A 15094-nucleotide genomic window follows, 5' to 3' on the forward strand; every position below is an offset into this window, starting at 1 on the left:
ATAGACCACTGATACAAGTCCTTCAAACTAGCGAGCAGGCATCGGATTCGTCTGGGCAATCAGACCTGAGTGTTCCTATGCCCATTCTGCCGGCGGTCTGTGGGTTGCTGCGTCTGAGGTTTCATGAGGGTTGCACAATTCGTAGACTAAAAATTCTAGCTGTAACGCAGCCGCGCCAAGCGAACTCTTGATAGCTCGATCAACGGCGGCGATCTGTCCGATGCCTCGCAGGATTTCATGCATCTGGATACGTCGCACGTGCTTATTGAACTCGCCGGCGGCATAGGGCGACATGCCAATGGCTTTGGCCAGCTCGGCAGCCGGCGCACCTTGAGCCATCAAATCTTTAGCCAATGCCATTTGACGATAGAGCCGCGCAATCGCGCCTAAAATCATGACAGGCTCCTCGCGGTTCGCAAGCAAGTGTCTGAGCAGTTTCAGGGCGGCGACGGTATCTCTCGCCAGGATCTTATCATTCAGTTCAAAATTCGTATGGCGCTTCCACTGCGGCACCAGCGCATCAACCTCAGCCCGGCCGATCAGCCCACGTCGAACATACGTTGTCAACTTGTCCAACTCGTGAGCCAGCAAAGTGAGGTTTGTTCCTGTGCGTCCAATGAGCAGACCCAACGTGGCATCATCCGCCGCACAGTCACGCTGCCGAAGGTATTGCTTAGCCCAGGCTCGCGCCTCCATCTCGCTTAACGGCGCAAACTCAACGACGGTACAACCTTTGAACAATGCCGTTGTCAGATTCAGGCGTCTATCCGGCCGGTCATAAAAGAAAACCATTGTCGTGGTTGGCTGAGGCCGCTTCAGATACTCAATCAATTGCTGAACGCCAGGTGAATCGGCCACCGGTTTGACTTCAGCCAGCTCCGAATCGCTGCCAGACTTCAAAGCTCGATCCAGATCATAGACCAATACGAGCCGACGCGAAGAGAACGCCGGTAGCTGCCGAGCGGCGTCAACAATTTCTGACAATGTCGCCTCTGCCGCAGAGAACACCGACAGATTAAACGCCTCAAGATGTGGATCAAGCGTCTGCCGCTTCAGTGCACGAACAGCCTGCCGCTGCAAATAGACTTCCGGCCCGTCCCGTCCGTATGATTTTCGAGGCTGTGAGATGGGACCTGTGAACAAGTAAAGCGGATCAATCTGACCGCCAGCGACGGCCTGCATGAATGCTTCTGGCGTCAGTGGCTTCATAATCCTTCCAGAATGGTGGAGATCAAGCTTTGAGCAAATTCCTTAGCGATTCGATCAACGGCCGGGTCCTCTTCGTCAAACAGGCTAGCGGGGTCCTCGGCCAATTCATATTCGCCGCGGAACACATAGTTTGGCTGATTGAATATCACCTGCTGTGAGGTTTGATCACGCAGCGTCACGCTCACGGTGATGGTCACCTGAAAGACACGTGTGCGACCTGAGTTATCCAGCAACACGCCGGCGACGTGAAAGCCTTTGATATTACCCTGGAGCACGGCGTCCGCGTGCTGCGGCTCCGACACAACGGCCAGCCGGCGGCTACGTTTGAGAATCTCTTCCATGACTGCCTGAGTGAACCGTTGCTCAACTTTGTAGCGCGCGCTTGCATTCTGAAATGCAGGGACAGCGATGGTCTGAATGTGTCGCGGGAGGCTTTCGCCATGACCCGACCGGCGATACCCACAGGGCCCGGCCGCCAGACTCATCACAGCTAACAGAACTATCAACGCTCTGGGCATACCGTCATCAGTTTGGAATCCGAAATGAGAAATTGCAAACTGAGATCAGGGCACTTTGAAGTTTTGAAAGATTTGAAAGTTTTGAACGCTCATCAGGCTGCAAGTCCGTTGCTCAACGACCGCAAATGCAAAGAAAAACTACATTGTCACACCATTGCTTTTTGAGAACGCCATGTTCAGTTGCCCGTGGTGCTTGCCAATCTGAAGCTTTATCAACCTGCATTTCACAGTCGGCATTCTCCACCGGCTGTGGATCATAACATTCAAGCATTGTAGTAAGCCGTGATCCGCATGAATGCACCTCGACCACATTCGCTCGCTCTGCTGCGCTCAGTTTCGTCCCTTTGCAACACGAATGAGTTCGACCTTAACCACTCGCTTCACGATTTCTCGTCCCTTTGCAACGAGCGTCGGCAGGCTGGTGTGATCCAAGCTTCCGGCTGCTCATCCTCCTACTTGACGACGACGTTGACCATGCGCTGCGGGACGACAATGACTTTAATCACGCTCTTGCCGTCCAGATATGATTGGATTTTGGCATCGCTCAGAGCAGCCTGTTCATAGTGCTGTGGCGTGGCATCAGGCGAGACGAAAATGCGACCTCGGAGCTTGCCGTTGATCTGCACAGGAATCTCCAACACATCCTCTTGGGCTAATGCTTCGTTATAGGTGGGCCAGCGAGCTTGGACTAAGCCGCCCGTATGCCCCAGTCCTTCCCACATCTCTTCGGCCACATGTGGGGCAAAAGGCGTCAGCAATCGCACCAGTACGCTGAGCGCTTCGTTGAACACAGTCACATCAGTCTCGGTGGCCGAGGCAGCGCCACCGACTGAGGCATCGAAGTCATACATGGCGTTGACCAGTTCCATCAACTTCGCAATGGCCGTATTGAATTGCATGCGATCTTCGATGTCGTGGGTCACGCCGAGAATTGTTTGGTGGGTTTTCCTGAGCAATTGACGTTGCGCTTGAGTGAGCTGATTTGTCTCCTGGAGCTGGGCTGGGGTGCTTTGACGAATGACCTGATGCCATCGCGCAACCAGTGTGTAGACGCGGCGCAGGAAGCGAGCGGCTCCTTCCACGCCCTCTTCTTGCCATCGCAGCTCTGCTTCAGGCGGCGCGGCAAATAGCATGAAGACGCGCACCGTGTCAGCGCCATAGATGTCAATCATCTCGTCAGGATCAACGCCGTTGCCCAGCGACTTGGACATTTTTTTCCACTGTCCTTTGTCCGGTCCTTCCGTCACTATGTTTGTCACCATACCCTGTGTCAATAGACGGGTGACCGGTTCGGAGAATTCAATCAAGCCGAGGTCGCGCATCAATTTTGTCCAGAAACGAGTGTAGAGCAGGTGCATCACGGCGTGTTCGACGCCGCCGATGTACTGCTCAACAGGCATCCAGTGGCGGATGAGGGCCGGATCAAACGGCGCCCGATCATTGCTCGGGTCACAGTAGCGGTAGTAATACCAGTTTGAGTCCACGAACGTATCCATCGTATCGGTATCGCGTCGTGCTGGTCCCTGGCACTGCGGGCATGTCGTGTTGACGAACTCCGGCACATGATCCAGTGGCGAGCCGCTTTCGCCGGTGAACGGCGCTGTCGGCGGCAAGAGCACTGGCAGTTGATCTTCAGGCACGGGCACAATGCCGCAGTTCGGGCAGTGAATCATCGGAACCGGCGTTCCCCAATAACGCTGCCGTGACAAGCCCCAGTCGCGCAGTTTGTATTGAACCGTTCCTTTACCGAAGCCATTCTCTTCGGCGTGCTGCGTCATGCGTCGGATCGCTTCTTGATTGGGCAGCCCGTCAAACGCGCCGGAATTGATCAGCACGCCATCGCCCTCGTATGCTGCTTTGAGCTCGCTAAATTCGATTGGCTGGCCGCGCTCATCCAGCGGGGCAATCACCTGACGGATCGGCAACCCGTATTTCTTAGCAAAATCGTAATCGCGCTGATCGTGCGCCGGCACCGACATGATCGCGCCGGTGCCATAGTCCATCAGGATGAAATTGGCGATCCAGACCGGTAGCCGCTCCCCGTTAAACGGATTGATCGCACGGAGCCCTGTATCAATACCTTGTTTGTCAGTGTCATCAAGCGAACGAACGCGCCGATCCTGCTTGATTAAGCGCTGGATGAACGCCAAGACCTCTTGGCGATTGGGCGCTCGCTCACCAAGTCGCTGCGACAGCGGGTGCTCCGGAGCCAGCAGCACCGCGTTGGCGCCAAAGATCGTGTCAATGCGCGTGGTGAAGATGGCGATCTTGTCATCCAACTCTTCGACGGCAAAATCCACCAACGCGCCTTCGCTGCGACCGATCCAGTTGCGTTGCATGGTCAGGACCTTTTCCGGCCAACCATCTTGCAACTGATCCAGTCCGTTGAGTAGCTCTTCGGCGTAATGGGTGATGCGGGCGAACCATTGCTCTAACTCACGCTGTTCGACCGCGGAGCCGCAGCGCCAGCACCCGCCTTGAGCTTGCTCATTGGAAAGCACTGTCTGGCACTGAGGGCACCAATTGACAGGCGAACTCTTGCGGTAAATCAAACCGCGCTCATACATCTTGAGGAAAAACCACTGATTCCACCGGTAGTAGTCAGGCCGATGCGCCGCCACTTCGCGCCGCCAGTCATAGCTAATGCCGAGACGTTTCAGTTGCTGACGCATGTGGACGATGTTCTGCTCGGTCCACGTGGCTGGATGGACACCATGTTTGATCGCAGCTTGTTCGGCCGGCTGCCCGAATGAATCCCAACCGATCGGATGCAGCACATTATAACCTTGCAACCGCTTGTACCAGGATAAAGCATCGCCAATAGCATAATTGCGCACATGCCCCATGTGAATCCGGCCTGACGGGTAAGGAAGCATCTCCAGGCAGTAGAATTTCGGCTTGCAGGGGTCCGGCTCCACTTCAAAAGCATGGGTTTCAGCCCAGCGTTGTTGCCATTTGGCTTCGATCTCTTGGGCAAAATACTTTTCTTTCATATTCACCAACAATTCTTAGCTACATGTTTGAAAAGGGTTCTCAACCCAGCTCTCACACAGCAGCGAGAACCAACGCGCAGATTATACGGTTGTTCATTGAAGTTGTCACCTGTGCGAGCGGATTGTATCGCTGGCTTGGTTCTTTGCTCACGAGCCGTTATGATAAGGCATCTGAACCAACCCAAACGAGGAGGTAGAGCATGATTGGCCAGTACGACACCACGCGGAAGCTCAGCGCATGGATCGGCTTGTTGCTCATTGCAACGATGAGCCTCAGCGTTGGCGCTGAACAAATCAACGAAGCAGCCAGAAAAGATGTCCAGAAAGACGACAAGCCATGGGATGTCAGCGCTCCGCCGGGACCACAAGAGGAGATTACAATTGACACAGACGAAGGCACTTGGATGAGCCTCGATGTCAGCCCCGACGGACGCGAGATCGTCTTTGATTTACTCGGCGACATCTACACGATTCCCATCACGGGCGGCGAAGCGAAATCCTTGACCAGCGGCATCGCCTGGGACATGCAACCGCGTTACAGTCCGAACGGAAAATACATCGCGTTCACCAGCGACCGCGCCGGCGGCGACAATATCTGGATCATGAATCGTGACGGGTCTGACCCCAAGCAGGTGACCAAAGAAAACTTTCGCCTGCTCAATAGTCCAGCCTGGACGCCGGACAGCGAGTACTTGGTCGCACGTAAGCACTTCACGTCTCGACGCTCGCTCGGCTCAGGCGAGATGTGGCTCTATCACCGCACGGGCGGCGACGGTTTGCAAATGACCAAGAGACCGAATGATCAGAAAGACGTTGGCGAGCCGGCGTTTTCGCCTGACGGCCGTTACCTCTACTTCAGTCAGGACGTGACGCCCGGCGACGTCTTCGAGTACAACAAAGACTCAAACGGGCTGATCTACGCTATCAATCGGCTTGATCGCCAAACCGGCGAAATAGAACGGTTCATCAGTGATGCTGGTGGCGCATGCCGCCCAACGCCCTCGCCCGATGGTAAATGGCTCGCATTCGTGCGCCGTGTGCGTTTCAAGAGTGTATTGTTCATTCACGACCTGCAATCGGGCGCGGAGTGGCCTCTTTACGAAGACCTCGAACGCGACATGCAGGAAACGTGGGCGATTCATGGTGTCTATCCAGCTATGGCTTGGACGCCTGATAGTCAGTCGGTGGTGTTTTGGGCGCGTGGCAAAATTCGTCGCGTCCATCTCAAGACCAAAGAGTCAAGCGTCATTCCATTTCGCGTCCGCGCCACCCGACGCATCATCAAAGCGCTTCGCTTTCCCGTGCAGGTCGCGCCTGAGCGGTTTGATGTGAAGATGCTACGTTGGGTCGAGGTCTCACCTAACGGTGACAAGGTCGTTTACCAGGCATTGGGCTACTTGTACGTGCGTGATTTGCCTGAGGGCACACCAAGACGATTGACCTCCCAGACGGAACACTACGAAGGCTATCCCTCATTCTCGCGTGACGGCCGGTGGATCGTCTACACAACGTGGAACGATGAAACGCTAGGCAGTGTGCGCGTGATGGCTGTTGATGGCGGCGAGAGTCGCGTCCTGACCACTGAGCCGGGTTATTACGTTGAACCGACATTCACGCCTGATGGAAGCAAAATCGTATATCGCAAGATGGCTGGCGGATTCTTGACAAGCCCGACGTGGTCGCGTGGCAGTGGCCTCTACTGGGTTTCCGTTAACGGCGGCGATTCGACGCTCATCACCAAAACGGGCATCAGGCCACAATTCGGCGCTGAAAATGACCGCGTTTATTTCATGACGTTCGAGCCGGAAGATAAGCGCGCGCTCAGGAGCGTCGAACTGGATGGCAGTGATCCACGCTCACATCTGCTGAGTGAGGCAGCGACTGAGTTTAGGATTTCGCCGGACGGGCGGTGGCTGGCCTTCACTGAGCGATTCAATGCCTACATCATGCCGTTTCCACACGTCGGCAAGCAATATGACATTGGGCCGAAGGCGAAAGCGATTCCAGTCAAGCGGGTCTCGCGTGATGCTGGCGAGTATCTGCGCTGGTCAGGCGATAGCACCAGGTTATACTGGTCGTTAGGACCGGAGCTGTTCACCCGCGATGTGAAAGAGGCCTTCTCGTTTGTTGAAGGTGCGCCGAGTGAGTTACCCAGTCCTCCTGAGACCGGCTTGAATATCAGCTTTCAAGCCCCGAGCGATGTGCCAACCGGCAGTGTGGCCATTGTCGGAGCTCGCCTGATCACCATGCGCGGGGACGAGGTGATCGAAGATGGCACTGTGGTCGTCCACCAGAATCGCATCACGGCTGTTGGCCGTCGAAAAGACGTCAGAGTGCCGCCGGGCGCGTATGTCGTTGACGGGCGCGGGATGACGGTCATACCCGGCCTGATTGATGTGCACGCGCACGGACCACAAGCGACTACGCATGATTTCGTGCCGCAGCAGAACTGGAAGAATTATGCTGGGCTGGCGTTCGGTGTGACGACGATTCATGACCCGTCCAACGACACGGCGACTGTCTTTGCCGCCAGCGAGATGGCGCGCGCCGGCTTGGTCGTCGGGCCGCGCATATACTCAACCGGCACGATCTTGTACGGTGCAGCGGGGTCGTTCAAGGCAGAGATTGATAGCCTGGACGACGCGCGATCTCATCTGCGACGCATGAAAGCCGTAGGCGCTATCAGCGTCAAGAGCTATAACCAGCCGCGCCGCGATCAGCGCCAGCAGATATTAGCTGCAGCGCGTGAGCTGGGCATGATGGTCGTGCCAGAAGGCGGCTCGTTGTTTCAACACAACATGACGATGGTCGTTGATGGCCACACGGGCATCGAGCACGCGCTTCCTGTCGAGGCTGCTTACAAGGATGTCCTTCAACTGTGGGGCAAAACAGATGTCGGTTACACGCCGACGCTTGTCGTTGGCTATGGCGGCATCTGGGGTGAGAACTACTGGTATCACCATACGAAGGTCTGGGAGAATGCGCGTCTGCTGACATTCGTGCCGCGACAGTTCATTGATCCGCGCGCGCGACGGCGCGTGATTGCCCCTGAGGAAGAGTACAACCATATCAACATTGCCCGGACGTGCAAAAACCTATTGGATGCCGGTGTGCGCGTTCAACTGGGCGCGCACGGTCAGCGCGAAGGTTTGGCTGCCCATTGGGAGTTGTGGATGTTGGCGCAAGGCGGCATGACGCCGATGCAGGCGTTACGGGCCGGCACGCTCGACGCCGCGCGTTATCTCGGTATGGACAAAGACCTCGGTTCGCTCGAACCAGGCAAACTGGCCGACTTACTCGTGCTAGAAAAGAACCCGTTGCAAAACATCCGCGATTCGGAGGCGATTCGCTACACAATGGTGAACGGACGACTCTACGATGCCCGCACGATGGACGAAATCGGCAATCATCCTCGTCGGCGGAAACCTTTCTATTGGGAGAAAGCGCGGTTGTAGTCAGACTTGATGAAGATGAACACTTGATGCAGGAATCGTCCATGAGCTCCGCGCTCGCCATGAAGCATGAAAATGGTTATTTTCGAAGGAGGAGTCGGCACAGATTGCACCGATTGTCACCGAGAGAACCATAGGTGTGAATCTGTGAAATCTGTGGCTATTTTCAAGGGAATCGCTCCTATGCAACAGCACGCCACGAACGATAAAAATACAATTCTTTCGTGAGGTTCGTGTGTTTCGTGGGCGATTTTCAGAGGAATTCCTAAAGTGGTTTGCGAGTGAGCTTATCCTGGAGCGCCCGCTCCAGCATGTATGAGCCGGTAAGATGTGGGGCCCCAGGCCAAAGGCAATTGAAAATTGCTCTAGAGACGGATGCGCGTCCGTTTAGAAAGCCAGCCGTTTTTAGCTTTAGAGCGGTTTGCGAATCAAGCTACCCTGGGGCGCGCACTTGCAGCGTGCATGAGCCCGCAGGCGAGCGCTGCCCGGGTAAAGACAATGGAAAATCGCTATGAGTTAATAAGAAGCTCATGGAACACGGATGACACGGATTGGGCTGATCAACGCAGATCAATCGGCGAAAATCCGCCACATCCGCCTCATCCGCGTTCTACCCAATACTCCACGAATAATGCCATTCATGGAACACGGATGACACGGATTCGGCTGATCAACGCGGATCAATCCGTGAAAATCCGCCGCATCCGTCTCATCAGCGCTCTATCCAAACTCCACGAGCTTAGAGCGGTTTGCGAATGAGTTTACCCTGGGAACGCACGGTTCCAGCATGCATTAGTCCGCAAGATGTGGGGCCCCAGCTAAACGCAACTGAAAATCGCCTTATACCATTTTAGAACCCCAGCCGTTTTAGCTTTATACCATTTGCGGATTGAAGATCGCAGATTCCCGCTTGGTCATTCAGGTCCCGCTATACTTTTGGGGCCCATGAATGCGGTCTTTCTCTTCCCAATGGGTATCAGGTTTGCTCATTCTTGTCGAAACGGTGATCACCGCGCGCCGAGTGGTTTTCTTCTGGTACGACTCACGCTATACTGCGCGACGATTCATTGACGCGCTTCAGGAGATTAACGGCATGAAGAGACGAGCCAGCATTCGATTGATCATTGGTTTCATGACGGTGAGTTTGATACTGCCGGCGTTTGGTGCGAGCGCTCAACGGCCCTCGGCAGATGTGGTCCTGCACAACGCGAAGATCATTACCATGAATCGGGCACAACCGCAGGCGCAAGCCATTGCCATCGTGGGCGACCGAATCGTCGCAATAGGCAGTAACCGGCAGATTAAAAGATGGATCGGTCCGGCCACTCGCATCATAGATGTACAAGGCAAGCTCGTCATTCCTGGATTGATTGAGTCGCACGGTCACATGCTCGGCATCGGACAAGCCAAGCTGGCACTCGATTTGGTCGGCACAACCAGCGAAGCGCAGATCGCAGAGATGGTCGCCGCGCGAGCAGCGCAGACACCACCGGGTGAATGGGTGCTGGGACGTGGCTGGGATCAGAATGATTGGCCGCAGAAGCAATTTCCTACGTTTCATTCCCTTTCCCGTGCCGCTCCCGATCATCCGGTCTATTTGACCCGCATTGATGGTCACGCCGGCTGGGCTAATGAACGCGCCATGCAGTTGGCCGGACTGAATCGCAATACGCCTGATCCGCCCGGCGGACGTATCATCCGTGATGAGCAAGGCAATCCCACCGGTGTGTTGATTGATCGCGCGCAAGGGCTGGTCACAAGCAAAATCCCACCACCGAGCCGCGAGCGACAAAAACAGGCGCTATTACTCGCCATGCAGGAGTGCGTGGCGGCGGGGCTGACCAGCTTTCATGATGCCGGCACGAGCCGCGAGGTGATTGATCTTTATAAAGAGTTGCTGAGCGAAAACCGGCTTGCTATTCGAGTCTACGTCATGCTGGCCGGCGCCGACCGGTCATTACTGGCCGATTACTTCAAGCGCGGCCCGGAAATTGGTCTGGGCGATCGTCGGCTGACGATCCGCGCGATCAAGCTCATCGCTGATGGCGCGCTTGGCTCGCGTGGAGCCGCCTTGCTGGAAGACTATGCGGATGAACCGGGCAATCAAGGATTATTGATTCTCTCTGAAGATCAGGTGTTCGAGGTGGCCACGCAAGCGTTGTCTCATGGATTTCAAGTCTGCACACATGCCATTGGTGACCGCGCCAATCGGGTCGTGTTGAATGCCTACGAACGCGCGTTCAACGCTCATGCCGACATCAAGGACCCGCGATTTCGTATCGAACATGCGCAGATACTGGACGCGGCTGACATTCCGCGGTTTGCCCGATTACGGGTCATTGCCTCTATGCAAGCGATCCATTGCACCTCGGATATGCCGTGGGTGCCGGATCGAATCGGTCTCGGACGCGCGCAGGAAGGCGCTTACGTCTGGCAAAAACTACTCAAATCAGGCGCCCGTATTGCCAATGGCTCTGACGCACCGGTCGAATCCTTGAATCCGCTCTGGGGATTCTACGCCGCCGTGACGCGGCAGGATCATCACGGCAAACCCGCTGGCGGCTGGATGCCCGATCAACGCATGACACGAGAAGAAGCACTACGCTCATTCACGCTGGACGCAGCCTACGCTGCATTTGACGAGGAGTTCACTGGTTCATTGCAAGTCGGCAAGCTGGCCGATCTCGTGGTTCTTTCTCAGGACATCATGACGGTAGCGCCCCGCCAGATACTGCAAACGGTTGTCGTGATGACGATGGTGGCAGGCAAGATCGTCTACCAACGACCATGAGCCAAGGGCTTACCGGTAACGGAGGAATTTCATGGATTGGAAAACATTGGTCTCGACATTTGCTCTGATTTTTCTTGCAGAGATGGGCGACAAAACACAGTTAGCGGCCATTACGATGGTCGCGAAAACTAACGCGCCTTGGGCGGTGTTTATCGGCGCAGCATTGGCGTTATGCCTCGTCTCATTGATCGGCGTCTTTGCCGGGACGATTCTTGTTCGTTACGTGCCGGAAGAGCAACTAGAGAAAGTTGCTGCCTTAGCGTTCATTGCCATTGGCCTGTTGATGCTATGGGGAAAGCTGTGACATGCGGTGTGTGAGAATGTGGTACAGGCGTTCCCGCCTGTGCGTCATTTTCATGTTTTGTGGCGTGCTCTCGCATAGGGACGATTCCCTTGAAGGAGATGCGGGTACCCTCGAATGAGGCCTGTGTGGAAGCGCTGTTTGTGGTAATGGTGCAGCCGGTAGATCATGTTCGCGTGGCGGCCAGTTGCGTCGGTCAACAGCACATGGTTGGCAGGCACGTCAGGGCCAAGCAAGATGTGTAGCCGTCCGTGAAGTGCTCTGCCCCCAAAGAGAATGGTCACTATTGAAAATTACTGAACATTGAGTGATGCACCTGCAGATCATACACCACATCGAATGCGGTATTATGGTCACCATTGAAAACTACTGAACATTGACTAATGCGCCCTCCGCTCGGTCACACGAGGCAGGTATGTTTTCATCAGGTTGCTCATCATGCTGGGAAACATTGAACCAGTCAGACCAGCAAAATTGCAGATAACGGGTCAGAATGCTAGAATGAGCAGCCATTTGGCTGAGTCCGCAAAGGAGATGAATGACCCTAGCCGAAACCACTAGATCAAACGGAGGAGTTCACATGAACAGCTTCAGGCACCAGCACATTGTTTCACGGATGCGGCGAAAAGCTCTCGACCTTGTGGCCGTCGCTCTCATTGGTGCGGTCGGCAGCCTAGTAATAATCACTCGGTTCTCCCCTGCTCCATCTACTCAAAAGACCAGTGATGCAAGCCTCTCATCGCCAGCTTGCGCCTCACAGGCGCGAATTGTTGAAGCATACGGAAAACTGCCGTTACGATTTGAGGCAAATCACGGCCAGTATGGTGAAGATGTTCAGTTTTCTGCTCAGGCGAATGGTTACGTGATGCTATTGACGGCGACGGAAGCAGTGTTTGAACTCAGCAGGCGACATCATCTTACATCCATCGCTGAAACTCACCGTTCCACCGGTCAATCTGTTGATAGCTCCGCGCGGCAGTTGCAAAGCCGACAAATCAAGTCGGAGCCTCTCCGTATGAAACTGGTTGGTGCCAACCCAGCGCCGGCTATTACCGGCCATGATGCGCTGGGTGGGACGAGCAATTATCTGATCGGCAACGATCCAACACGTTGGATTACCGGTGTGCCTCACTACGGCCGCGTCCAATACAAGCAGGTCTATCAAGGGATTGATCTAGTCTACTACGGCAACCAACGAGAATTAGAATATGATTTCATCGTCCAGCCAGGCGCTGACCCCGGTGTGATTGCGCTCTCGTTTGAAGGATGTGATCAAGCCGAAATTGATGAGCGCGGCGACCTGCTGCTGCACACCGCCGTTGGACTCGTCCGACAGCGGCGCCCCGTGATCTACCAGGAAGTTGCTGGAACTCGGATTGAGGTCGAAGGGCGCTACAAGCTCTTGAATGCGCCAACAGCGGCTGGCTGCCGTGAGCCAGTCATCGGGTTTGAGCTTGGTTCCTATGATGCCACCCAGCCGCTGGTCATTGACCCGACGCTCGTCTATGCCAGCTACCTGGGTAGCACGGAATATGACGAAGGGAACGATGTGGCGGTTGATAGTAACGGCAACGCTTACATCGTGGGCGCAACGGCGTCTGCAACGTTTCCTCGCGCTAATCCGTTGCAACCCAACTATGGCGGCGGCTCGACCGATCTGTACGTCATCAAGTTGAATCCGGCTGGCAATCGCTTGGTCTATTCGACGTTCATCGGGGGCGTCTCCGGCGATGATGGCAATGGCGTGACGGTTGATGCTGAGGGCAACGTGTATGTGACCGGCGCAACGGCCTCGCCTGATTTCCCTGTGGTCGGCCCGGCGCAACGGGCGCTGAACGGCGGGATAGACGCATTCGTGTTGAAGCTCAATCCTGATGGCAATCGCCTTCTCTTTTCGACGTACCTCGGCGGCAGCCGTGATGATAATGGCTTGAACATCGCCATTGATTCGGCTCGAAACGTTTACGTGACCGGCAACACGCTCTCGGTGGATTTTCCAACGGTCAATCCGATTCAGCGTCTCTTTCAAGGAGGCCAGCGGTTGCCTTTTGGCGGTGACGCGTTCGTCACCAAGCTCAGCGCGACAGGCTCCAGCCTCGTCTATTCCACCTATCTTGGCGGCAGCAGTGAGGAGACTGGTTTGGATATCGCCGTCAACGCAGCCGGAGAAGCCTATGTCGTAGGTGATACCTATTCATCCGATTTCCCGACGGCAAATCCGCTGCAAGCTAGCAACGCTGGTGAACAAGACGCCTTTGTCGCCAAACTGACGGCGGCCGGTTCGGCGTTTGTTTTCTCAACGTATCTGGGCGGTAACCGATTTGATCGCGGCTTAGCTATAGCCTTAGATGATCAGGGGTCCGCTTATGTGGCTGGTTTCACCAATTCGCCGAACTGGGTCACGACACCCCGTCCATTCCAAGAGACGCTGCGTGGACCTCAAGACGCATACGTGGTCAAGTTGAATGCGAGCGGCACAACGCGACTTTATTCCACCTACCTTGGCGGCAGTCAATCCGACCAAGCGCTGGGCATAGCGGTTGATCGCAACCGTTTTGCCTATGTCACCGGTAGCACGATCTCCAACGATTTTCCACGCGCCCGCGACTTGCAACGAACATTGGAAGGCGACCGTGATGCGTTCATCAGCAAATTGGCTGAAGATGGACGCGAGCTGCTCTATTCAACCTATTTCGGTGGCGGCGGCTTTGATCAAGGATTCGCCATCGCCGTAGACAGAGCGGGTAGCGTGTACATCACAGGCGTGACCAACTCGCTCACGTTTCCCCAAACCAACCCTGTGCAAAACAATTTCGGCGGCGGCACAAGCGACGCATTCATTGCCAAAGTCTCTGATCCGTAACGCTGAATCAGACAGCTCACAGGGGCCGGGGTCAGCCTCGGCTACCCTGTGATCGCTTCTTCATCGCGTCGCCGTATCGGCTGTTGGCTTATCAGTGAGTTTGACATCCACCCAGATGGGGCGATGATCAGATGCAGTCACTTCTGTTTCGACAGCGGCTTTGGTGGCATTCACGTGGCGGACCCAGATCCAATCAAGTTTGAGGCGTAATATCTGCAATCGTTGAAACGTCGCCTTATTGCCAGGCATCGGGCAAGAGAATCCGGCAGCCTGCATCAGCTCGAACATCTTTTTTCGCGCCCCTTCTGTAATCGTGTTGAAATCGCCGAGCACGAGGGTCGGCATGCCACGATACCGTTCAAGTTGGTCAATGATCGCTTTGATTTGTTGGGCGCGCTGCTCGACAGAAATGCGCGTCTCCAGATGGGTCGTATAGACCCGCAGTCGCTCTGTTCCCAGATGCACCGTCGCGCCCAGCAGAATGCGCCGCCGCCCGCCTGGGCCTGGAACCGGCAGCAGTGTGCGCTCTACATCGCTCATCGGGTAACGGCTCAACAAGGCCAGGCCGCGCACGCCGCCGCCGTCCTTGTCTGGATAGGAGTTTTCTACAGCAAACGCATAATGAACGTCTAGCATCTCGGCCAGCTCACGCGCCATGTCGCGGTAGGCTGTCTCTTTACGCTGACGATTCACCTCCTGCAAAGCAAAGACAGCCGCATGTGTGAGCGCAGGATGGGTGGTCAAGACTTGCTTGATGTCGTCAATACGTTTGGCAAATGGGCCGTGAAGATTGTAGCTCACGATACGAATTTGCTCACTGAGCGGCGGCGGTGAACCGGTGGCAAACGTCCCGACCTCTACCAGCGGATCGGTCGGCGCCATAATCCAACCAAAGCCGATCACCAAAGCGAGTATGACCTTCATACGTCAACCACCATGAACAACCGGACGAACGACAATTCACCCT

8 protein-coding genes are annotated in these 15094 nt (G+C 55.4%); 4 read left to right on the forward strand and 4 right to left on the reverse strand.

From position 1 onward, the window contains the following. Positions 1–75 precede the first annotated feature (75 nt). The 3 genes from holA to leuS all read right to left on the reverse strand — a co-directional run bounded on the left by holA (position 76) and on the right by leuS (position 4720). On the reverse strand, positions 76–1209 hold the full coding sequence (gene holA, locus NZ823_03340; protein MCS6804162.1) for a DNA polymerase III subunit delta: 1134 nt from the start codon (positions 1207–1209) through the stop codon (positions 76–78). After that, complete coding sequence (gene lptE, locus NZ823_03345) at positions 1206–1727, reverse strand: LPS assembly lipoprotein LptE (protein MCS6804163.1); 522 nt, start codon at positions 1725–1727, stop codon at positions 1206–1208. Before lptE ends, holA begins: the two co-directional genes overlap by 4 nt. A 452-nt stretch (positions 1728–2179) precedes the next feature. Next, entirely contained in the window at positions 2180–4720 is a 2541-nt protein-coding gene (gene leuS, locus NZ823_03350; protein ID MCS6804164.1) for a leucine--tRNA ligase, read from the reverse strand. A gap of 200 nt (positions 4721–4920) precedes the next feature. Between leuS and NZ823_03355 the strand changes: the two genes are divergently transcribed. The 4 genes from NZ823_03355 to NZ823_03370 all read left to right on the forward strand — a co-directional run bounded on the left by NZ823_03355 (position 4921) and on the right by NZ823_03370 (position 14127). Continuing rightward, complete coding sequence (locus NZ823_03355; GenBank protein MCS6804165.1) at positions 4921–8175, forward strand: amidohydrolase family protein; 3255 nt, start codon at positions 4921–4923, stop codon at positions 8173–8175. A 1090-nt stretch (positions 8176–9265) separates the two neighbouring features. After that, positions 9266–10963 carry an amidohydrolase gene (locus NZ823_03360; GenBank protein MCS6804166.1) on the forward strand — a complete coding sequence of 566 codons (1698 nt, stop codon included), beginning with the start codon at positions 9266–9268 and terminating at the stop codon, positions 10961–10963. A gap of 31 nt (positions 10964–10994) precedes the next feature. Continuing rightward, positions 10995–11267, forward strand: coding sequence for a TMEM165/GDT1 family protein (locus tag NZ823_03365; protein MCS6804167.1), 273 nt, complete (start codon positions 10995–10997; stop codon positions 11265–11267). 1012 nt (positions 11268–12279) lie between these two features. Next, positions 12280–14127 (forward strand): SBBP repeat-containing protein, encoded by a 1848-nt coding sequence (locus NZ823_03370; protein ID MCS6804168.1) that lies wholly within the window; start codon positions 12280–12282, stop codon positions 14125–14127. Positions 14128–14187: 60 nt separating this feature from the next. Here NZ823_03370 and NZ823_03375 read toward each other — a convergent pair whose 3' ends face one another. Then, a complete protein-coding gene (locus NZ823_03375; protein MCS6804169.1) occupies positions 14188–15051 on the reverse strand; it encodes an endonuclease/exonuclease/phosphatase family protein in 864 nt (287 codons plus the stop codon). Between the last annotated feature and the right edge of the window lie 43 nt (positions 15052–15094).

This window comes from Blastocatellia bacterium, assembly GCA_025054955.1.
Lineage (GTDB): Bacteria > Acidobacteriota > Blastocatellia > HR10 > J050 > JANWZE01.

Excerpts from the sequence above, each read along its gene's own strand:
- holA (MCS6804162.1), bottom strand. The coding sequence starts at position 1,209 with ATGAAGCCACTGACGCCAGAAGCATTCATGCAGGCCGTCGCTGGCGGT.
- leuS (MCS6804164.1), bottom strand. The coding sequence starts at position 4,720 with ATGAAAGAAAAGTATTTTGCCCAAGAGATCGAAGCCAAATGGCAACAA.
- NZ823_03355 (MCS6804165.1), top strand. The coding sequence starts at position 4,921 with ATGATTGGCCAGTACGACACCACGCGGAAGCTCAGCGCATGGATCGGC.
- lptE (MCS6804163.1), bottom strand. The coding sequence starts at position 1,727 with ATGCCCAGAGCGTTGATAGTTCTGTTAGCTGTGATGAGTCTGGCGGCC.
- NZ823_03360 (MCS6804166.1), top strand. The coding sequence starts at position 9,266 with ATGAAGAGACGAGCCAGCATTCGATTGATCATTGGTTTCATGACGGTG.
- NZ823_03375 (MCS6804169.1), bottom strand. The coding sequence starts at position 15,051 with ATGAAGGTCATACTCGCTTTGGTGATCGGCTTTGGTTGGATTATGGCG.
- NZ823_03370 (MCS6804168.1), top strand. The coding sequence starts at position 12,280 with ATGAAACTGGTTGGTGCCAACCCAGCGCCGGCTATTACCGGCCATGAT.
- NZ823_03365 (MCS6804167.1), top strand. The coding sequence starts at position 10,995 with ATGGATTGGAAAACATTGGTCTCGACATTTGCTCTGATTTTTCTTGCA.